The 20,411-nt window shown below is 67.2% G+C and carries 20 protein-coding genes; 8 read left to right on the forward strand and 12 right to left on the reverse strand.

Going from position 1 to position 20,411, the window contains the following annotated elements; all coding sequences use genetic code 11:
• Positions 1-409: 409 nt before the first annotated feature.
• Entirely contained in the window at positions 410-787 is a 378-nt protein-coding gene (locus tag N5079_RS26030) for a hypothetical protein (RefSeq protein ID WP_261586711.1), read from the forward strand.
• Between the two features lie 303 nt (positions 788-1,090).
• Here the strand turns inward: N5079_RS26030 and N5079_RS26035 are convergent, their stop codons facing one another.
• Entirely contained in the window at positions 1,091-1,807 is a 717-nt protein-coding gene (locus N5079_RS26035) for an ArsR/SmtB family transcription factor (RefSeq protein WP_410007829.1), read from the reverse strand.
• Positions 1,808-1,853: 46 nt separating this feature from the next.
• Between N5079_RS26035 and N5079_RS26040 the strand changes: the two genes are divergently transcribed.
• Both N5079_RS26040 and N5079_RS26045 read left to right on the forward strand, forming a co-directional pair.
• Positions 1,854-2,555 carry a cytochrome P450 gene (locus N5079_RS26040; RefSeq protein WP_261586714.1) on the forward strand — a complete coding sequence of 234 codons (702 nt, stop codon included), beginning with the start codon at positions 1,854-1,856 and terminating at the stop codon, positions 2,553-2,555.
• Positions 2,513-3,235, forward strand: coding sequence for an isocitrate lyase/phosphoenolpyruvate mutase family protein (locus tag N5079_RS26045; protein ID WP_261586716.1), 723 nt, complete (start codon positions 2,513-2,515; stop codon positions 3,233-3,235). Before N5079_RS26040 ends, N5079_RS26045 begins: the two co-directional genes overlap by 43 nt.
• A 110-nt stretch (positions 3,236-3,345) precedes the next feature.
• Here the strand turns inward: N5079_RS26045 and N5079_RS26050 are convergent, their stop codons facing one another.
• From N5079_RS26050 to N5079_RS26080, 7 genes are all read right to left on the reverse strand, one after another.
• Positions 3,346-4,164 carry a hypothetical protein gene (locus N5079_RS26050; protein WP_261586717.1) on the reverse strand — a complete coding sequence of 273 codons (819 nt, stop codon included), beginning with the start codon at positions 4,162-4,164 and terminating at the stop codon, positions 3,346-3,348.
• Positions 4,164-4,490, reverse strand: a complete 327-nt coding sequence (locus tag N5079_RS26055; RefSeq protein ID WP_261586718.1) for a hypothetical protein — start codon at positions 4,488-4,490, stop codon at positions 4,164-4,166. Before N5079_RS26055 ends, N5079_RS26050 begins: the two co-directional genes overlap by 1 nt.
• Before the next feature lie 123 nt (positions 4,491-4,613).
• Positions 4,614-5,318 carry a peptide chain release factor H gene (gene prfH, locus N5079_RS26060; RefSeq protein WP_261586719.1) on the reverse strand — a complete coding sequence of 235 codons (705 nt, stop codon included), beginning with the start codon at positions 5,316-5,318 and terminating at the stop codon, positions 4,614-4,616.
• A complete protein-coding gene (locus N5079_RS26065) occupies positions 5,315-6,154 on the reverse strand; it encodes an RtcB family protein (RefSeq protein ID WP_261586721.1) in 840 nt (279 codons plus the stop codon). Before N5079_RS26065 ends, prfH begins: the two co-directional genes overlap by 4 nt.
• A gap of 286 nt (positions 6,155-6,440) precedes the next feature.
• Positions 6,441-7,658 carry an RNA polymerase sigma factor gene (locus N5079_RS26070; RefSeq protein ID WP_261586722.1) on the reverse strand — a complete coding sequence of 406 codons (1,218 nt, stop codon included), beginning with the start codon at positions 7,656-7,658 and terminating at the stop codon, positions 6,441-6,443.
• Positions 7,655-7,993, reverse strand: a complete 339-nt coding sequence (locus N5079_RS26075) for a YciI family protein (protein ID WP_261586723.1) — start codon at positions 7,991-7,993, stop codon at positions 7,655-7,657. The genes N5079_RS26070 and N5079_RS26075 overlap by 4 nt, the downstream gene beginning before the upstream one ends.
• A gap of 14 nt (positions 7,994-8,007) precedes the next feature.
• Positions 8,008-8,598 carry a dihydrofolate reductase family protein gene (locus N5079_RS26080; RefSeq protein WP_261586724.1) on the reverse strand — a complete coding sequence of 197 codons (591 nt, stop codon included), beginning with the start codon at positions 8,596-8,598 and terminating at the stop codon, positions 8,008-8,010.
• 1,208 nt (positions 8,599-9,806) lie between these two features.
• On the opposite strand from N5079_RS26080, the gene N5079_RS26085 reads away from it, so the two are divergent.
• A complete protein-coding gene (locus N5079_RS26085) occupies positions 9,807-9,959 on the forward strand; it encodes a hypothetical protein (protein ID WP_261586725.1) in 153 nt (50 codons plus the stop codon).
• A gap of 103 nt (positions 9,960-10,062) precedes the next feature.
• Here N5079_RS26085 and N5079_RS26090 read toward each other — a convergent pair whose 3' ends face one another.
• The 4 genes from N5079_RS26090 to N5079_RS26105 all read right to left on the reverse strand — a co-directional run bounded on the left by N5079_RS26090 (position 10,063) and on the right by N5079_RS26105 (position 18,604).
• Complete coding sequence (locus N5079_RS26090; protein ID WP_261586726.1) at positions 10,063-10,518, reverse strand: hypothetical protein; 456 nt, start codon at positions 10,516-10,518, stop codon at positions 10,063-10,065.
• Positions 10,505-15,655 carry a LamG-like jellyroll fold domain-containing protein gene (locus N5079_RS26095; protein ID WP_261586727.1) on the reverse strand — a complete coding sequence of 1,717 codons (5,151 nt, stop codon included), beginning with the start codon at positions 15,653-15,655 and terminating at the stop codon, positions 10,505-10,507. Before N5079_RS26095 ends, N5079_RS26090 begins: the two co-directional genes overlap by 14 nt.
• Before the next feature lie 771 nt (positions 15,656-16,426).
• On the reverse strand, positions 16,427-17,608 hold the full coding sequence (locus tag N5079_RS26100) for a serine/threonine-protein kinase (protein ID WP_261586728.1): 1,182 nt from the start codon (positions 17,606-17,608) through the stop codon (positions 16,427-16,429).
• A 465-nt stretch (positions 17,609-18,073) separates the two neighbouring features.
• Positions 18,074-18,604, reverse strand: a complete 531-nt coding sequence (locus N5079_RS26105) for a hypothetical protein (protein WP_261586863.1) — start codon at positions 18,602-18,604, stop codon at positions 18,074-18,076.
• Between N5079_RS26105 and N5079_RS26110 the strand changes: the two genes are divergently transcribed.
• The 4 genes from N5079_RS26110 (at position 18,591) to N5079_RS26125 (ending at position 20,388) form a co-directional block, all read left to right on the forward strand.
• The gene (locus N5079_RS26110) at positions 18,591-18,824 is read left to right on the forward strand and encodes a hypothetical protein (RefSeq protein ID WP_261586729.1); all 234 of its coding nucleotides are present in this window, start codon (positions 18,591-18,593) and stop codon (positions 18,822-18,824) included. The two genes, N5079_RS26105 and N5079_RS26110, sit on opposite strands and share 14 nt — an antisense overlap.
• Complete coding sequence (locus N5079_RS26115) at positions 18,799-19,125, forward strand: hypothetical protein (RefSeq protein ID WP_261586730.1); 327 nt, start codon at positions 18,799-18,801, stop codon at positions 19,123-19,125. The genes N5079_RS26110 and N5079_RS26115 overlap by 26 nt, the downstream gene beginning before the upstream one ends.
• Entirely contained in the window at positions 19,119-19,403 is a 285-nt protein-coding gene (locus N5079_RS26120) for a hypothetical protein (protein WP_261586731.1), read from the forward strand. Before N5079_RS26115 ends, N5079_RS26120 begins: the two co-directional genes overlap by 7 nt.
• A 322-nt stretch (positions 19,404-19,725) precedes the next feature.
• Positions 19,726-20,388: a hypothetical protein gene (locus N5079_RS26125; protein WP_261586732.1), complete on the forward strand. Its 663-nt coding sequence runs from the start codon at positions 19,726-19,728 to the stop codon at positions 20,386-20,388.
• Positions 20,389-20,411: the final 23 nt, after the last annotated feature.

Raw genomic sequence — 20,411 nt, forward strand, 5'->3', positions numbered from 1 at the left:
AATCCCACGCTCCTAACTCGCGGTGTTTCCTATCTCTGGAGACATGCTCCACCGGGGTTTCCCATATCTCGAGACACCCGTTTCCTATGTCCTGAACCAGAACACCACGCCCTCCGCTCAATCAGCCAAAACGGCGTCTGACCAGCGGTTTCGCTCGGCTCGGACGTCGTTGATCGTTTCAGTCATGCGCAGTGGCACGCCATTGTGAGCGGCCGCATGGCCGCTGGTTGTGGGATATCTGTGGGATGGATCTTCCGGTGTTCGCCCAGGCCAGCTGGCAACGAAGGCTGCTGGGAGGTTCAGGGAAGGGCGTCCAACGAAAGGTCGGCGAACCCTTTCAGGTGCATCCCGCCGCATAGCGGATCACAATCGCTGCATGACGGCAAGGAGTAGCCGGGCGGGGGCGTCAATGGATGAGTGGCAGACGGCAGATCTCGCGCAACGAACGCGTGGGAATTGGATCATGCTTCGAGAAACTGTTGCTCTCCTTTGCCTGGCCGCGCAACAGCAGGTCACAGAGCCCTTTGTTGACGAGTGTTTTGATTGGGATCCTGCCTATCCCGCCTCATGGCAGTCGAAGGAGATGGGCTGGATCTCCCCAGAGTTGAGCAATCGACTCAACGAGATCGATGCCCTACTTGATCGGCTCAGCGCTGACTCCACCGCGTGGAGCGATGAGGCGATCGCTACTTACCCGCTTTGGGAGCACGTCCGCCGGGCCGCAGGTGAAGCGCTCGCACTCATGCCGGAAGCCCCGTGGGATAGCGCGTCGTCAGCGTCCGCGTGAACGAGAGACCGGATGATGTTGCACTAGGAAGAGGGTCCCGGACGTCCGAGAACCTCTCACACAATTCTTCAAGTCAGGCTGTCAGGGCGCTTTCAATCCGTTGGTTGGCGGTATCCGCGCCGCCGTCGATGCACTTGGCGTAGACCTTGAGCAGTACGTCCCCGCCGTCGGGCGGTCATGCCGGTGAGCGGGTGCTTGAGGTCTTCATAGCCGGGTCCGAGCAGGGCACGGTCATCACGGTCGCCAGTCCGTGGGCGGCGCGGCGTCGTCCGCCTGCGATCCGCCGGGAATCGGAGGCAACGGTTAATCGATGTCGGGGACGCCCAGCAGGTCCCGCAGCGCGGCCTTTCCGTTCAGGGTCAGCCGCACCGCCCGACCCGACCCGATCCGCACGACCCAGCTGTTGTCGAAGAACTTCTCGCATAGCCTCGCCCCGGCCACTCCGGCGAGATGCTGCCGTCGCTCCGTCCAATCCAGACACCCGCGGGCGAGGGGCCGCTTTCCGAATCGCAGCACGTCGGGGTCCAGCCCGACCGGGCCGGTCAGCCACGCCAGACCAGCCGCGGTGAGCGCGAACCCGCCCGTCTGGTCCAGAAGCCCCGCCCCGGTCATCGCGTCGGTCACCGCGACACCGAGCCGCCCGGCGAGGTGGTCGTAGCACGTGCGGCCGCGTCGCAGGGCCGCGCTCACGGCCGCCGCCCGCAACCCTCGCGCCGGCGCCTGCCGAGGCTCGAGCCGGGCCGACAGGTCCTCGAGGAGGTTCGCGACCGAAGGACCGGCGAGCTGCACATACCGGTGACGGCCCTGACGCCGCTCGACGAGCAGGCCGCCGTCGATGAGACGGTGCAGGTGCTCGGTCGCGGTGGAGCGCGCGACGCCGGTCTGGATCGCCAGTTCACCCGCGGTCCACGCGCGGCCGTCGAGGAGCGCAAGACACATGGCCGCCCGCGTCTCGTCCGCCAGAAGAGCCGCGAGCGCCGCCAGGTCCGACGCCGAGTTCACCCTCCTATTCTCCGCCATCTCATTTCGGCGGGTACCGAACGGTCGCGGCCATAGCGTTGGCACCATGCAGCAGATCAGCGGTCACGATGCCGCGCTGGCCGTCCTGCACGACCCCGCCTTCGTGGTGCCGCCGGTGCCGCCCGCGTCCTCTGGAATTGCCTGGCTACGAGCTACGGTCGGCCGGTTCAGCACCGGAGAGGTCCACGAGCGCCGACGCGCCCTGTCCGTAGCGATCCTGGATGCGATCCCGCTGGAGTCCTTGCGGACCTCCGGTCCGGCGCACCCGGTCGCGACCCTGGCCCGCGCGATCGGTGCCAACGAGGGCGTCGTTGACTTGGTGTGCGACGTCGCACAGGCGTACCAGCCGGACACCGGCGACGAATCCCGGGCCGATGTGGCCGTTGACCGGCTCGTCGCGGTATTCGGCGGCGTCGCCGACGAGCTGACCGCGGCCCGTATCGGGGTGCTCGTGCAGGCCTGCAACGCGACCACGGTCCTGATCGAACGAGCCCGGCACCGCCCCGTTGACGACGTGCTATGCGACGACCCGCCGGTCCCGGCGACCAGGCGCCAGGCCCTCGTCGCGACCACGGTCGGCGACGTGACGGTCAGGGTCGGCGAGGTGGTGCAAATCGGCCTGGCCGGCGGCCTGGCGTTCGGCGCCGGACCCCGCTGCTGCCCCGGCCGGGCGCACGCCCTCGCGCTCGTGGAAGGAGTCCTCGCATGGCCGACTTCGCTGCACTGCACCGCACCGGCGACCCGCTGATCCTGCCGAACGTGTGGGACGTCGCCTCGGCCCGCTATCTCATACAGGCGGGCTTCCCCGCGCTCGGCACCACCAGCCTCGGCGTCGCGGCCGCCAACGGCCTGCCCGATGGCGCCGGCGCCACCGACGCCGAAACGCTCCGCCTCACCCACCGCCTGGCACAACTACCTGTCCATCTGACCGTCGACATCGAGACAGGCTCGCTCGCCACCGCGGTCGCCGTGGCCGCGGCCGGCGCCGTCGGCGTCAACATGGAGGACGCCATGGGGCCCGCCGCGACGCACGCGGCGCTGATCCGGTCAGTGAAGCGAGAGGCGCCGAAGCTGTTCGTCAACGCCCGGACCGATACCCACTGGCAGCGCCCAGGCGACCTCGCCGAGACACTACGCCGGGTGCGACTTTATGCCGACGCCGGCGCGGACGGGGTGTTCGTCCCCGGACTGGCCGAACCCGCCGACATCGCCGCTGTGGTCGCGGCGGTCGACGTGCCGCTCAACGTCCTGTTCCTGCCTGACCAGCACACCGTCGCCTCCCTGACGGATCTGGGCGTGCGGCGGATCAGCACCGGCTCGCTGCTCTTCCGCGCCGCACTGGCCGCGTCCGCCGACACCGCCCTGGCCGTCCGCGACGGCCTTGTTGTGAGAACCGATCTACCGTCCTACGCGGAGGTCAATCGCTAGTCGCCGTAACGGCGGAAACAGTCAGTGCCTTGCAGTCTGCTCCGGAAGGCTCGCCATGTGCACCGGACCGAGCCTGGACCTGCGCACCCAAGAGATCAACCTCGCCGCGTCTACGGCAGCGAACAGGCACTGATCGCCACCAGCGCGCACCTACTGGCCACCGGTGTCGTTGCCGGCGGATGGGCGGAGCACCCCGGCCAACACCGCGTGAAACGCGGCCGGACCCCGGGTGCACTCTTTTGCCGCTGGCCGGGCCGTCGGGTCTCACCCGAGGGTCCGGCACCGCACAACGCGTTGGCCTCCGTCGACATCAATGTCTCGGCCATGGTCTTAACCATGGATCGCAACAGATCCGGATCCCTGACATAGGGGCCTTGGTCATTCCAGATCGTGAACATCCCACGGCTCTGGCCGGGAAGACGCGGATTGAGGACCCAGCGGCCCTTGCCCACAGTGGTGAAGAGGGTGGCCAGACCATCTGACTGCAATCGCTCTGCCCAGTCGCACAGCCGGCGGCGCAATTCGCGAAGGGAGGGATCAGCGCTGTCGATGCTGTCGCGGAAGGAAGCCGATCCTGGAGTCGGCTTGGCTTCCCGTTGAATCCTCGACGGCGAAACCGAGGCCGCCACAGCGCGCTCCGGCTCGACCAGTTGCGGGACGAGCACCTGGCTCCCACGCACGTCGTAGGCCATCACCGTCACCAGATCGATATCCAGACGATCGTTGGTGACGGTCTGCAGATACCCGGCAAGCTCGATCAAGTCGGTCGGCGCGGCATCGAGGACCACGACACAGCGGGCATTCCCTTTCTCGAATTCGCCGGCCATGCCGTTGCGAAAGGTCTCGATGTCGAATGATCCATCACCGATCTCGGCAGCCACCACGTCGGCGACAGTCGCGTGTCCGCGTGCGGCGACATAAGGCTGCATCAGCTCTTCGAATGCGGTCGCCGATAGCCGAAAATACAGGACGTGTATCCGAGAACCTGCGCGAAGATGGTTCTCCGATCCGAATTAGCGGCGAGTTTCACCTCGATGACCGTTGGTCGCCCGCTATCGGCATCCACGGCCACGAGATCGGCATAGCCGTTGCCGAGCTGCACCTCCCGACCCAGGATCACCAGTCTTGGCTGACCAGGAAGCGGCAACATCGCGGGAGTGAGTTCGATACTGCCGTGAAGCGCCTGCTCGTTCGCATACGGCTGCGCTGGAAGAGGTACCAGCCCATTCCCTTCGTCATGCCAGATGCCCGTCACCGATGCTCCCTTGGCCGCTGACCGTCACTAATTACCGCACGCACCCGGATGGCGGCCATCGCGACAGACGCCGACCGCATGCGGCGGCTCTCAACAGCGCGTACTTTCTCGGGGTCGACTCGATCAGCGCGATTCTCCTTCCGCGGTGCGCGTTGGTCGGGTGGCGTGCCGCCGTCGCTGGCGCGTCTGCTTCTGCGGGGCCAGGTCCTGCTTCGACATTTCCGGACGCTCGATACGGGTGGGGTCGCCGCGTACGAGCTCATCGTGGATGCGCCAGCGGGCGGTGGTGACGGCGCGCCCTGCCGCCTCCTCGCCGCGCTCGATGCGCTGTCGCAGCAGTTGCATGGCGATGCGGCGATTGAGGCTGAACTGCCGCTCGGCGTCGACCACGACGACGATCCCCGAGGGCCGGTGGGTCGCCCGTACCGCCGTGCTGGCCTTGTTTCGATGTTGACCGCCGGGGCCGCCGGTGCGGCAGGCGACGATGTCGACGTCTGCTTCCGCGAACGTCGTGCGCGGGGTATCGACCTGGCACGGTTGGGCGGTGACGTACCAGTTCTTCCGGCCGGTGCAGGCCCGGTAGGGGCTGGGGGCCTGCCAACATAGAGTTCCGGTCCACGAGGCGGCGAACGCCTCGGCGCCGGTTCCTGCGATCTGGATGAGGACCGATCGGTAGGTGCCGGGCCGGTCACCTGGAACGGTTTGGGCTCGATGGGTCTTGAGATTCTGCCGGGTGGCGTCGGCTTCCAGGCGGCGCAGCAGCCGGGCCAGCGCCCAGGCACACTCCTGCGGGCCACGCCCGGCGGATAGGAGCAGGTGGACGCTCACGGCCGGCCTCGCTTGCGGCGGTGATCCCGGTGGTCCCGGTGGTCCATTTGGGGCGTGGACCCGAGGTCGGGCGTCTTGTAGGTGACCAGAGGGACCGTGGTGTCGACGAGCGGCTCGGTGGGCTCGGTCCCCAGGGCATGGGCGACCCGGGCGGCCATCAGCCGCCGGTTGAGTGATCCCCAGCGTACGGCGTCGTCATGCAGCGCCAGGTAGGCGCCGGGATCAGGGGCCGGGCCCGCGCCGTGAACCTCGGTGTGCGCCCGCAGGATCCGTTCGCCCAGCCCTCGGGAACCGCTGTGGACGATGAGAACCAGGTCGCCGGCGGCGAGTCCGAGACGGCTCGCGTGGCCCGGCTCGAAGACGGTCCCGATCCGCGCCAGCTCGACGAAGTGGTTGCCCCGGCCGACCGTCCCGAGGCCCTCGAGGTGACCGGCGGGAATATCGCCCTTCACAACGGCCCAGGCCGGGTCGTCGGCATCCTGCTCAGGGTCCAGCGCGCGATCGAGGTCGGGGAACCGCGCGGCAAGCTTCTCGGGTACGGCCCGCTTGAGCTTGAGGGGTAACACGGCGATGCCGCACCCGATGTCGGAGCCCACCAGGAACGGGTACAACACGGCCGACGCCATGGCGGCCCCGATGGGGGCGCCCTTGCCGGGGCGCAGGTCCGGCATGCCGGCAACATGGATCATGCCGTCGAGGGCGGCCACCTGGTGGCACTGAGCGAGGGCATCGGACTCGATCCAGCTTGTGGGGGAGGCGAACACGGTGACGGTGGCCGAACCCATGGCCGGGGTGGACGGCAGCAGGGACTCCTGCCGAGAGTGTTGCTGAGACAAAACGCTCTTTTCGCTGAACAGGGGTATGGGGCGACGGCATTACGGCGCGAGTCGGCGCAGTGGCATCTCGGAGTAGCGGGGTGCGGTCCGTCAGAGCATCATGGACACCACGTTCCCTGAGCCCGCCACGCGAGGCAAGCGGTTTTCGGCCGTACGGACCTGTACGCCTGCACGCACCCCATCTAACGACCTGCGCGTGTGCTGCGGTCGACACGCGGAGACCACGCCGGATGCGTGCACTCTCATGCCGCTGTGCGCGCTCGTGCCGACTTGAGTGCGGCGTTGCTCAAGCGCGGAGGGCGGCGCGGGAGTGGAGGAAGCGGCGCTCGGTGGCGTTGCCGGTGAGCACGGCGGCGCGCTCGTAGGCCGCAGCGGCGTCGTCGGCACGGCCGAGGCGGCCGAGCAGGTCGCCGCGTACCGCGTGGAGCACGTGATGGCGGTCGAGGCCATCGAGGGCGTCCACGAGCGGCAAGGCGGCTGCCGGGCCGTACACCTCGGCCAGTGCGACCGCGCGGTGCAGCGCGACGACCGGAGTTGGTATCAGGGCGGCCAGGTGGTCGTACAGGGCAAGGATTTGTCGCCAGTCGGTGTCGGCGGCCGTGGCGGCGTCGCTGTGCACGGCGTTGATGCCCGCTTGCAGTTGGTAGGGGCCGGGCTGGTCGCGGCGCAGACACTGCCTGAGCAGATCCTGACCCTCTGTGATCAGGGTGTGGTCCCAGAGCGTGCGGTCCTGGTCGGCGAGGCGCACGAGGCCGCCGCCGGGGTCGGTGCGCGCCGGCCGTCGCGACTCGATCAGCAACATCAGCGCGAGCAGGCCGAGCACCTCTGGCTCGTCGGGCATCAGTGCCGCGAGCAGGCGGCCGAGCCGTACGGCCTCAGCGCTCAGGTCGTCGCGGGCGAGGCTCTCACCTGAGCTCGCGGTGTAGCCCTCGTTGAAGATGAGGTAGACGACGGCGAGGACCGCGCGGAGGCGGTCGGGAAGGTCGGCGTCGCGGGGCAGGCGGTACGGGATGCCGGCGTCACGGATCTTGCCCTTGGCGCGGACGAGCCGCTGGGCCATGGTCGGCTCAGGCACGAGGAACGCGCGCGCGATCTCGGCGGTGGTCAGCCCGCCAAGCAGCCGGAGCGTGAGCGCGACGCGGGTGGCGGGCGCGAGCGCGGGGTGGCAGCAGGTGAAGATCAGGCGGAGCCGGTCGTCGCGCACGGGACCTTCCTGTCCAGGGTCGGGTGCATCGTCGGACGCCCGCAGCAACAGCGCCTCGGCGTGCCGGTCGGCCCGCGTCGACTCGCGGCGCAGGCGGTCGATCGCCCGGTTACGGGCGGTCGTGATGATCCAACCGGCCGGGCTGGGCGGCACCCCGTCGACCGGCCAGCGCTGCACGGCCGTGGCGAACGCGTCCTGTACCGCGTCTTCGGCGACGTCGATGTCGCCGAAGACGCGGACCAGGACCGCGACAGCGCGGCCGTACTCCTTGCGGAAGATCCGCTCGATGTCGCCGCTCATGCGACGGGCCGCACCTCGACCGGCAGCGTGGAGGCGCGGGCCATCCTGGCGCCCCACGCCAAGGCGGCGTCAAGGTCCGGCGCGTTGATGATCGTGAAGCCGCCGAGGTGCTCTTTGCCCTCGGTGAACGGGCCGTCGGTGAGCAGCGCTTCGCCGTCGCGGTCACGGACGACCGTCGCGGTGCCGGCCGGGTGGAGGCCGACGGAGAAGACCCAGGCGCCGGCGGCCCGCATCTCCTCGGCCAGGGCGCCGAGGTCGGCCATGATCGGGGCGAGGACCTCTGGCGACGGCGGGTCGCCGTCGGGCTGGTAGACGCTGAGCAGGTACTGCCTCATGTCACGTGATCCTCTCAGGCAGTCGGGCGATAGGTCGCGATGATCACACCTTTCGTCGTCGGCACCGCCTCGACCAGCTCCCACGTGCCGTACGCGTGCTCCCCCTCGGCGAACAGCTTCGTCCCCGTACCGAGCGTGAGCGGGTGGATCGACAGCGTGTAGACGTCGACCAGGCCGGCCCTGGTCAGCGACCGCACCAGCTCGCCGCTGCCGAGCACGACCAGGTCGCCCTCGACGTCGCGCTTCAGCGCCACCACGGCGTCGGCCACATCGCCCTTCAGCAGGGACGAGTTCTCCCAAGGGAGGGGCTCGGCCATGCTCCGCGAGGCGACGTACTTGTGCTTGCGGTTGAGGACCTCGGTGTACGGGTTGCCATCGGTCTGCCGCGACCAGAAACGGTAGAACTGTTCGTAGGTGCGGCGGCCGAAGAGCATCCCGCCGTCCCCGCTCATGCCCTTGCCCATCGTTCCGGCCATGACGTGGTCGGCATACGGGTGGGCCCAGCCGCCATGCGGGAAGCCTCCCCGCGTGTCCTCGTCGGCCCCGCCCGGTGCCTGCATGACCCCGTCGAGCGTCACGTTCTCAACCACAACGAGCTTGCCCATCGCGCTCTCCCTGCGTGCAGGGCCAACCCATCGCCGGCCCGTCACCAGCTACACGAACGACCCGCCCCCGGATCGACAACGCATGAAAATGTCACTCGCGGCAGGCAACCAGGCGTCGCTTCGACCACTCAGGTGCAGCGCACTACTTTGCCGCGTTCAGGGCTGTTGCGGTAGTTGCAACCATCTGGCCAGCACTCGGCCTCCGTCTCCGATGGATGGGTCGTCCTCGGCGCTTCCGGCGCATCCCCACCCTGCGGCGGGCCATTGATCTCGAACCAGGTACCGTTCAAGCACGACGGGGTGGTCTACGGCGTATACGAGCTGCCCGTGACCTGGTGATCCGGCGCAAAGGCCGGTCCGATCGTCTGCGCGGATTCCACGCAGACGATCGGATGGGATGAGGCCCGTCCGCTCTCGCGAGTCGTGCGAGAGCAGTGACTCACGGCCTCAATCGTCTGGCCGAACCGAGCGGCTCAGCCTTGGCCATGCCCAGTGATCAACCACCGACCGCTGACTTGTCGCAATCCGAAGTGTTCGGTCTGCAGCCCGTCGCCCGTTGTGATGACCTCGCATTGGCAGAGGTCATACGAAGAACTCACCAGGCCCAAGCTCCGGACCTCATGGGCGATCAGCGAAGCCATCTTCCTATCCGCCGACCCCGCCCAGCGACCAGCGCTGTGGCCCGAGATTCACGCTCTAGAACTACGCCGAGACTCCCCCGCCCTCACAACGCAAGCCGGCCGCCAACGGCACGGATCACAACGATGGCTCGAATGGCTCTCCACCCGTCCCGCCGTAGCCGACACTCCTCTGGACCTGCCCGTCCGCGGGGATTCCACCTCACCGGCAGCCGCAACACGGCCCACACCAGTCGTACAGGAGCAACGATCTCCAAGCCGCAATGTCTGACTCAACCTGTTCAGCGCTCGTACGGTTTTGTCCTGCCTGAGCAGCCGCAACCGACCACGGCCGTCGGGATCGATGGGATCCGCCGGAGCCGTCCCCGCTGGAAACTCGACCCGGTCACCGGCAAATATCGTGTGGTCGCGGACCGCTAGCACGTCGGGTACACCGATCTTTCGGGCAATCAGGGGCTGCTCGGCCAGGTCGAGGGCCGCGTCTCCACCGTGGTCGCCGCATTGGCTAGCCGCCCAGTCCGCCGAGTGGAAAGACGCCATTACCCCCATGTGGCGATCGACATGTGCCAAATGTTTCGTCCGGCGATCCGCAACGCGTTGCCGCACGCCACCATCGGCGAGCCTGCCGGCGGCGATTTGCCGGGGCAGGTCCTGGGTGATCCTCTCGCAGCGGACTCCCAGGACGGCCAGCCCTGCTCGCCCCTCGACCTGGACCTGGCCTGAGACACACCGTCGCCGCCGCAGCACGATCGATGGCAAGAAAAGGCGGCGCACGACACATTCGAATGGCCGTGATCCCTGAAGGGATCACGGCCATCGGTCTCGGTCAGCCGCTCCCGAACCCGGTCACGAGCCACCGGTCCTTCACGTACCGCACCCCGAAGCTCTGAGCGAAGTCGCCGTCGGGGTATGACCCGTCGTTGACCTCGCACAGCTCCATGGTGACATTCATCCTCCGGCACTTCTCCCCGGCCGGGCACAGGTCCGATGTGTACGACTCGCCGATCGTGATGTCATTCGCCGAGATCCAGTTCCGGAACGGATTGATTGAATTGTTGAACTCGTTGTCGAAATCCGTTTCCGGCACCATGACGGCACGAACGGTCTCCGCGTCTTTGCCGAGCAGGGCATCGATGTAGGCGCGCACCACCTCCTCCGGGCTGGCCGAGGCGGGCGGCACCGGCACGTCCCGCCTGACGACCTGCCCGCACCAGCAGCTGGTCAGCACCGGAATCAGGACGAGGACCAGCAGCGCTCGGCGAATGCCACTACCACGCAACACGGCCGAACACCAGCCCGCTGAACTCCTTGACGTCGAACCGCTCCCCGAGATTCATGAAGGGACCGGAACCCGTGCCCGCATGCCCGCCGTGCTGCGCGAAGTACACCTGCTTGATGTTGATCGGTGGGCTCCCCTTCACGTTGGTGACGATCCCCATATGGGTGTACTCGCCAGTCTTTCTGTTCAGGAAGTAGATCGTGTCACCGATCTTGACGTTGGAAAGCCGCGAGTCGGTTGGCGTCCACGTGGCGGAGACGGTGGCCCGAGTCTCATCGGACTGCCCGAAGGGGTAGGTCATGAAGTGCTCGTAATTTTTGTTCGCCGCTGCGAACGTGAAGGAGTCATCTCCCCAGCCGCGTTCCCACCAGGTGCCTCTGCTTCGCCGGTCGACGAAGGACAACCATTCCCAGACGTGGATCTGGCGGAACTTGCCGCCCCGAGCCAGCGCCTTGGACACGAAGTCGGCGCAGTCGTTGGGATACTCCCAGCCCTTGCTGGTGGCTGGGCCGACGTTCACCTCGGCCCAGATGGCGGCTTTCTCCCGCCGGGTCAGCGCCGTCGCGGCCAGAGTCCGGGCGAAGGCCGGGGGATCCGCGGTGCTGTCGTTCACCGGCGGCAGCACGGTGACCGGATCCGGCGCCACGCCACCGGCCCAGGCGTTTACCTGTGACGAGTTGCCCGCCGGCATGGCGTCCACAGCGGACGCGCTCTTCTCGCCGCTGAGCTTGAGCTGGCCGTTGCCATTCGCGTCGGCGGCGAAGACGAAGTCCTCCGTGGCGGTCCACTCGTTCTCGACCGGATCGACCGGGCCGTTGTACACGGTGGTCCCGGTCACGGCCGAGCGCACCACGACGGTGCCGTCGTCCAGCTTCGACACCAGGGTGTCAGCGAGCCCGACGCCGGCGGTGGCACGGTCCTCAACTCCCGTGGTGATCAAGTCCTGCTGTCGCGCGTACAGCATGGGCTCGATCTTGGCCGCTTGGCTGGCGTCCTCGACGGCCTCCCCGGTGTTCTCCGTCCGCTTGTCGAGCAGGCTCTGCCGGGCCTCGGCGTACTCGTCGACCGCGTCTTGGTAGGCGGTCGGGCCGCCGGGAACGGCCTGCGGGACGGTCTCCGCCGACACCTTCCACGGGCCGACGCCGAACGGCGTGCGGGTGCGGACCTGGAATCGGTAGGTGGCGCCGTTGGTGAGCCCGCCGACGATGACCGTGGCCTCGTTGGCAGTCAGGGATCGGACGACCGTGTTCCCGGTGTCCAACACTTGCAGGTCGAAGCTCTGGATCTCGGTGTCCGCGCCGAGGTCGTCCGGGCGCGCCCACCGGAGCAGCGCTCCGCCGTCGCCCTGCCGGACGTCGATCCTGGGGATGATCCCGGGTGGCCCGGCCGGGCGGTAGGTCACCCGCAGTGAGGTGGGGCGGCTCGCCCCGCTCCCGCCGAGCTCGACCGGCGGAACGGTCTCGTCGGAGAGCACTACCACACCAGGGTCGATGAAGGTCTTGTCCGGCACCTCGTGCCGCCAGCCATCCGCGTTCGCGGTTACGTCGATCTCCGGTGTGCCGACCTGCACCTGCTGCTGTGACTGCTGGACCAGACCCGCCACCAGCGCGGACCCGGTCGGGTTCTCCTCGAGCTCGTTCTTTTCGAAGTGGGCCGCGATCACCTGGCTGTTGGGGCATGGTCCATCGCAGGTCGCGCCGCCGAGGTCCAGCAGCGCGGAGGTGATCAAGGCTCCCGGCGGAAGGGAGCTCATGTCTGCCTTGATCAGCGACACCTTGCGGGCCGCTCCCGCGCCGCCCACCTGGGCGGTGGACGGAGTGAGCGGGCAGGGCGCGCCCCCGCAGGCCGTGGCCGAGGCCGAGGCCGAGCGGATGGTCAACGCGTTACCGGACAGGGTGACCTGCTGGGTCGGCGGTGATTCCGGTTCGGGGACCGGTGCGCCGAAGGGTACGGGCGCGGTCTTCGGCGTGCAGATCTCCGCCAGGCACGCGTCCATCCGCCAGTAGTAGGAGCCGTCCTCGGCGATCAAGCCACCCGGCACCCGAGCGGTCAGCCGCTCACCGCCGGAGACCTCGCCCTCCGCCAGAGGGACGGGGCCGAGCGGTGTGCCGTCCGCCTGGTACAGATAGAAACGGCCCTTGACTGGACCACCCGACGGACGGGAGACGATGCCGGACAAGGTCGGGTTGAGCGGTTCCTCCGTGCCAGTAGCCAGGTCGGTCGGAAGATGAGGGGCATCGGAAGTGATCCGATAGAAGGGCGTCTCGTTACAGATCCGCGGCGTGACCCCGGTCAGGCAGACCTTGATCTTGAACTTGAAGCTGTCTGGGCTGCCGAGCTTGAACTCGCTCCTGATCACCTGTCCAGACAGGGCGCTGGAGATCGGCGGGAAGAGCTGCGCGGAGGTCATGGCCGCGACCTCGTTGGAGGAGGGGCCGGCCTGCCCGGCGTTGTCGATAGCCACGACGCGGTAGTAGTACTGGCCCTGGGCCATGCCGCTGTTGCTGTAGGTCAGAGAGCTGAGTGTGGCGATTCGTGTGGCGGGGGTCGGGGTGAAGTTCGCCGTCTTCGAGCGGTGCACCTCGTAGCTGACCGCGCCGTGGTCGTCGGTCGCCGCTCCCCAGGACAGGTCGACGGTGTCGGGTCCGGCGACGGCGGTCAGTGTGCCGGGCGCGGTGGGCGGATTGTCCACAGGAGGTGGCGCGCCGACGGCCGTGTTCATGTCGGCCTGGATCTGGGCCTGGGTGAGGGCGATGTTGTAGACCCGGACATCGTCGATCAGTCCGCTGAAGTAGGTGCCCGCCACGGTGTCGGCGCCGATCCGCAGGGGCGAGGTGCTGGTGTCGTTGGTGCCGCTGACGTTGGTGGTGGTGACCGGGGCGCCGTTGACGTAGGTCTTCACCGTCGTGCCGTCGTAGACGCCGGCGATGTGGCTCCACGACCCGGTCGGCAGAGCGGTGCTCCCCGTCGCGGAGTAAGCGCTGCCGCCGATCTTCACCTGCGAACTGGGTAGATAGCTATAGGTCGGCATGATCGCGCACAGGAAGGGAGCCGCGGTGCAGGTCTTCACCGCGGCGTGCAAGGCATAAGGGGGCCCGGACGTGGCTTCCTTGACCAGCGCCGGACGAGTCGCCCCCAGGGTCGTGGGTTTGACCCAGGCTTCCATGGTCAGCTTGCCGGTCATCCGTAGGGAGGCGGCATCCGGGACGGTGACCATGCTGGATGTGCCGTTGAACGACAGTGCCTGGCCGTACTTGCCCGCCGCCCAGGCCGTGCCACTCGCCGTGCCCACGTTGCCGGTGCCGGACTTGTCCGCCACCGTGGTTCCGGTGCCCTCGTCCATCCCGTACGCGGCGACCAGACCCGGAACGCCCGTCGGAGACGGTGACGGAGTGGGCGTTGGGCTGGGACTCGGCGACGGTGTCGCGGTCGGGACCGGAATGGGCGTCGTCGGATCGGAGATGGACACCAGGTAGTCGAGCTTCTTGCCGTCGATCGAGGTGGACGAGTAGTTGATCTTGACGTCGCTGGTGCGGGAGATCGCGTCGTTGCCGACGATCGAGTCGATCGATTCGCCGGTCACGGTCGGAATCTCCGGCGGGAGGAGATAGGTCACGCTCAGCCGGGGCGGGCTCTGACCAGACTCGACCGAATCGAAGGACCAGTACTTCGCGGTCACCGGGTCTGGATCGTCGGGCCAGCTCGTACGCGGATCCTCGTTCGACTTCAGCTCAACCCCGTAGTTGGGGGTTCCGGCAGACCATGCCTTGGCCATCTGGGTGACATCGATCGAGTTGGTGATGATCCCAGAGTCGCAGGAAGGCTGCGTCGTCACGGCTCCACTTGAGGTGACCGGGGGGCGGGAACTCCACGAGAGCCCACTTGTGCTCCAGGTTGACGTGATCGCCGAGGTCGTGATCGTCGCGCCCGCGCAAGGCCCGGTGTAGTAGCCCACCAAGTCGAGATGGGCGGAGTCGATGTACTTGTTGAGGTAGGCGGTGCTGTCCTCGAACTTCACGTAGCCGCGCAGAAAGTTCGGATAGATCTTGTTGGTGTAGGTGCAGACGCTTCCCGAGCATCTGCGTTCGGACTGCCAGTAGGTGCCGGTGCCGGCGTTCAGCACCGACCCGGTGCTGTCGGCGGCCCCGGTCCGCGCCTGGACCCACGCGTCGCTGCCCGCGGCCAGCGATACGGTGGGATCCACCGTCAGGGGATAGCTGGTGTCCTTGTCCGCGAGGAACTTCGGGTCCGGAGTGATGACCAGCGTCTGGTTGCCAGCCTTGCCGACCACCCGCGCGTCCACGTCGCCGCGCATGTTCGGGCTGGTCTTCACATCCGCGCTCGGCGCCTCGGTCATGTACGGCTCGGCAGCCGCGGCCACGGTCCTGCCCTTGGCGTCGGTCAGCTTCAACCCGCCCGACTTGCTCTCGGCCAAAGTAAGCCCTGCCGTACGAACCGGAAGCCGGAACTCCACCGGCACCGTCGGGCGCTCGCGCAGGATCACGTCATGGCGAAATCCGGACGCGAGGGCGGTCACCACCAGATCCGCCTTCATCCCAGGCCGGGAGATGTCGTAGATCGCCTTGTTGCCCTCGATCCGCGGCTTCGGCAGCGCGGTCGGCCACTCGACCGCGAACGACTGATCGTCGCGCTCCAAGGCGACGAGATGCGCGTCCCCGCCCGAGCTGATCCGAACGTCAGCCCTTGCCACCTTCGGCTGGAGCGCCCCGTCGCGTTCTTCCAGGGTGGTGTCGATCCACCGGAACGTTCCGTCCGGCTGCTTGACCCGGGCCGGGCCCGCCCACGACTGAGTGGTCAGATGACCGTCCGGGTAGGCCCAGGTCCAGCTTGACTCGGTGTCCGCCGCGGTCACCTGGACGGGCTTGTCCTGCTTCTTCGCCTCAGCGACGGCGGCTCGCAGCGCGGCATCGGGATCGGCGGGCTTGGGGAAAGTCGTGATTGGCGGAGTGGATGATCCCGGAGCGCTACCTGGACTCGGCTGCCCGTCATCCGCAACGGCGGGGACAGCCCCACCCGCCAGCAGTGACATGGCCACGATGGCCGTGACCAGCCCCGTCTTTGGTCCCGATCTTCGGCCGCCGACCGCTGAGGCGGGGAGGAAGGTGCCTAACTTTCTCACATTTACCCCGTTGGGAAATAAGCGAAATGTCAGGCGATCTCTATCAGGGATCTCCGGCCCCTTACAAGCTCTTCCTAAAAGTTAGCGGGCTAAATTCTTTAATATTCTCTAGATAAATTCTAGATTGTGGTGGACGCTCCGTTCTTCATCCATCTCCGGGCCATACATAAGGCCAGGTCCGTGTAGCTTTTCCGCGATATAGCGACAATCGGGTCGGGCGGTTTGGGTGCGCCACAGGTTGAGCGGCGCGAGTGTGAGGTTCGCCACACAGATCCGGTGGCCGAGCTCGCCGACACTCCGGGCTCGCCGCGTTCAAGCCGGACGCTGCGGAGACGAAGGCCCGCGAGCTTCGCTCTTCCTTGACCGGGCCGGTGGCACCGTGCGATATCGGGCTGGCGCTGGCGGATGCGTCCATGGTCACCGGCTTGCCGATCCGGCTCGCCGCAGTTGTTCAATGCTGGCGCACTGTTGCCTGATTCTGCCTTTTCGCGAAGGGAGCGAAAGCGACGGCTGTGTCCGTTCTAATGCTCCCCGGCAACCAAGCGATTAATCGTTGTCTCGTCGTGACGTGGTCGGGCGTCGCACCGAATCAGCGTGCGCGAACCTGGGCGCGGCGAGCATGTGCCAGATGAACGATCGACAATGGGCGATACCTGATCGGTCCATCCATACGGCTGCCGGGGCATGCTCCGCGCGCGAACCTGTGAACGTTTCCGCACTGTCTGATGGGAAGCCCAAGAAGATCGCGAGCGCGCTGCCAGTGCTTGTCTGCTACGGCATGACAGGGGTGACGGACGCAACTCCCGTCAGAGTCCTGGCGAAATCCATGACGGTCTGCGCGTCGGCGCGAGCCTGCAGCTTCACCGTGAAGGATGGCGCGTCTCGGTTGTCCTGGTAGCTGACCCATTTGACCTGAGGGAGCGCCTGAAGTTCGGTCAGCAGAGCGGTCTGCCGCTCCGCGGTAATCGCACCGCGGCAGTCAGTGGTCCGTTTCACGCACAGGACGATGCTCACGGTGCTTATGCGCTCCTGATTCAGCAGGGGTAGGGCGACGACCACCACGATGACGACAACTGCCATGGCCAACGCGGCCGCCACGGAGCGCACGGGTCGGCGGCGCTGGCGACCGGGCCGGCTCGCCGCCCGGGTGAGATGCTCCGCGGCTCCCGGCGCGGTCATCCGCTTCCGCGGATCCTTGGTCAGCAGACCGGCGATGAGCGGCCGCAACCGGTCGGCCGTACGCATGGGCTCGGGGTCGCGCGTGAGGATCGCGGCGAACAATGCGGCCATGGTGTCACCACGCCGGAACGGCGGACGGCCCTCGACCGCCGCGTAAAGCACGACCCCGAGCGACCACAGATCGGACGCCGCGACCGCTCGCTCCCCATTGAGCCGCTCCGGCGCCATGAACGCGGGCGAGCCGATCAAGGTCCCTGTCGCGGTCAGCGTCGGATCGCCCTCGGCCTGCGCGATGCCGAAGTCTGTGAGCACAACCAACCCGTTGGCCAGCAGCAGGATATTGGCCGGTTTGACATCCCGATGCGTGATACCCGCCCGGTGCGCAGCGTTCAGCGCCCCCAGGACCGCCAGTCCGATCTCAGCCGCTCGCGCTTCACTGACATGCCTCACCTCGGCGAGTTCTTCCTCCAGCGACCGCCCGACGAGGAACTCCATGACGATCCAGGGCGTCCCGTTCTCCTCGATGACGTCGTAGATCGTCACCACGGACGGATGCCGGAGCCGAGCCGCCGTACGCGCCTCATTGAGCACCCTGGCCAGCGCGTCGGTCCTGGAGGGCCCCGGCGGTAAGTGGTCCAAGACGACCTGCTTAAGGGCCACGGTGCGGTTGAGAACCGAATCGTGGGCGCGCCACACGACCCCCATGCCACCGCGCCCCACAACCTCGACCAGACGGTACCGGCCACCGACCGCATCGGCACTGGCATCGATCACGCAGCCGAACCTATACCGCGGAAGGCCTCACAATTTGCGTCAACTCACATATTCCACAGACATTGACTCAGTCCACAGTCCCGTCGATGAGCCGGTGTCTGTCATCGCGGCTGGGAGCGAGAGGGGCGCGGAGTTCACCTCGGACCGAACCGCAGGCCAGATCCTTCGAGGCGAGGCTCAAGCCCTACCAGATGGCGACCCCGGTGAAGGCTTTCCAGCGCGCCGTGCGGAGCGTCCAAGGAAATCTTCTCGCCTGCGGACGCTGCGGCTGGTCAACTTCACCAACATCGCCGGGGGAACCCGCGGGGGCCCGCGATGACTTCGGCAACCCGTTGATTGCTGTCGATCGCACGATTCGGGAACTCCGTCAGCCCTGGGATCTATCCCGAAAGGCTTCGAATTACTTCTGCGCCGGGATTCGATCTTCACGTGGCATTCCATATGCCTTATTCTCTTGTGCGAAATTTAGCAGGAGCATGGCCGAGGATCGGTATCCTTGTCGGCCCCCAGAATGATGCGACCATTCGAGTAAAGGGAAAGGCTACGAACGTTCGTGATGCCACGGTACAAAGGGATGCGGGTAATCTCTTCGCCGTCTTCGATGACGCGTAGGCTGTCCGATTTCGCGTCCGCATCATAGGCGTCGTAGACAATAAGGGCTCCGGAGACGGCGAACTGGCCCATGGTTTCATGTTCACTCTGTGCCTGGACAGCGACGGTGAGCCACGTCGAAGTACACGGTGAAAGCGCCGACGAGGAGGCGACCAGGACAAGCAGCGGAACGTCGAAGCACTCGGCTGGCAGTGCCAGTGTGGTGGCGGCGCGCTCGTTGTCGGCGAAGCGGACAAACCGGACTCTTGACCAAGCCGGCACGGCGCAGAACACGTGCAGCCCGCCGCTGGCATTGTCCCTGGTGACGAAGCGGATGTACTGCCCGATGCCAGCCATGATTCGGTCGTCGAGTGTCGGCGAGGCCTTCTCGATGGCCTCGGTCACCGATGCGAGGGTCTCCTCGACGGCCAGCGTGAAGACGTGGCCGTCGCTGGATTACGCGGTGGCCAGCGCGAGCGTCTCGGCCGCCGCGGTTCTGCTCGCTGTCACCTATCGCAGGAGACGTCTGCTGGTGGCCGATGCGACGGTGTGGTGGCGCCGCACGCGCCTGACCCGGGAAGGCGATCGGCTCAACGGACGTGCTGCCGTTCATCGAGCAAGGTGAGGGCGCCGCGCAAGAGCAGCAGGCCGTCGCCCAGGTGCCGGACGCCCCGCTCAAGCAGGAGCCGGAGCAGGAGGCGTCGAACCTCAGCTATGTGCTCGCGTTGTCCGCGCTGCATGGGATGGGGCTCACTGGTCCCGGCGCCGACGATGTGGCTCGTGCCATGGTCCTGGAGTTGCTGACTGGACAGGACATCGCGACCCGCGTGCTCATGCCGCAGGAGGGCGCGGTCCGCCTGTTCGGAGAGGAGGTGACGGGTGTTAGATCCCTGGGCTGGTGGTGGCTACGCTGCAGGACGTGGTGACCGAACTGGAGGTGGAGATCATCAGGCGGACGGGGCAGCGGACCGGTTCCGGAGTTCCCGAGGGCCTGCCGTGGCTGTTCGTGGTCGCCTCGCCTGGCGCGGCGGCGGAGCGGCTGCACCGGATCATCGAGGGCGGCATGGAGGACCTCATCCTTGGTGCGTTTCTCGACGCGTGGTCGTACGGCATCACCTGCAAGGTCCACGACAGCGCCGTGATCAGCACCCTTGGAGGGGAGGTCGGCACCGGCGTGGACCGGACGCCGGCTTTCTACATGTAGCAAGTCGAAGGCCGCGGCGCGGTTGGCGGCCCTCACCGCAACGGCTTGACGAGGAACGTCGTAGACCGGCGAGTGGGACTGCCTTGGCTGGAGATCGCCATCCTTGCTCCAGCGCCTCACGAGCGGTTCGCGGACAGCGCGGTGAGGACCTGCAGGCAGCTTGGGCGCAGTCATGCCCTGTATAGGTGCCATTGCTCCGAGCCGCGCTGTGTTTCAGGCGCCGGTAGAAAACGGTTCGCGGGGTGTGGGGGAAGCTGCCGATACTGATCGGGTCCGTCCGGCTGTTGGAGGAAGCGTGCGGTTGCGCATGAGGGTGCACCGGATGGCTGGGCCGGGCCGGCTTCGTCGTGTGCTGCTCCCGGACTTCTCTCTGCGCAACACGTGGGTGCGGTCGCCCGACCAGGATGGTTACGGGATGCTGACCTCCTCACGCGCCGACTTCCTGCGGCTGGGCGCCCTGGTACGGCTGGCCGCCGACAGCCCGCACAGCGCGGTCTTCATCCCCTGCGGCGCCAATAGCGTGCCTCACCCGATGTGGTGGTTCAACCACCAGCCCCCGATGGATCTGGTGATCGTCCGGCACGATGTCGGTCTGCCGCCGTCAGCCTGGAAGGCGGTGAGAATGCGATGCCGGCGTCAAACCGCGGAGATCAGGACCATGACCACCGCTCCTGCCGTCACCACCGGGGAGCCCGAGCAATGGGAGTGGAGCCACGAGCGGCTGCTGTGCCTGACCACATACGCGAACACCTTGGTGGTCGCGGCACCGGCGTGGTCCCTGCGGCATCTGGCCGGGATGCTCACCGACGCGGGTGAGCTCATCGCATCCGATCGTGACATCCACCGGTACGGCGAGGCGGCGCTGACCACGCTCACTTACGTGATCCGCGACGGCGGCGGCGTGCCGGGCGGCAACGAGTTCGACATCTACGGCCGCGACCCGATCTTTCACAAAAGCCACTGGGAGCGGCGCCAGGGAGTTTGATCTTCAGCCGGTGCCGATGGTTG

This window comes from Planotetraspora sp. A-T 1434 (assembly GCF_025420585.1).
Classification (GTDB): Bacteria; Actinomycetota; Actinomycetes; order Streptosporangiales; family Streptosporangiaceae; genus JAOEGB01.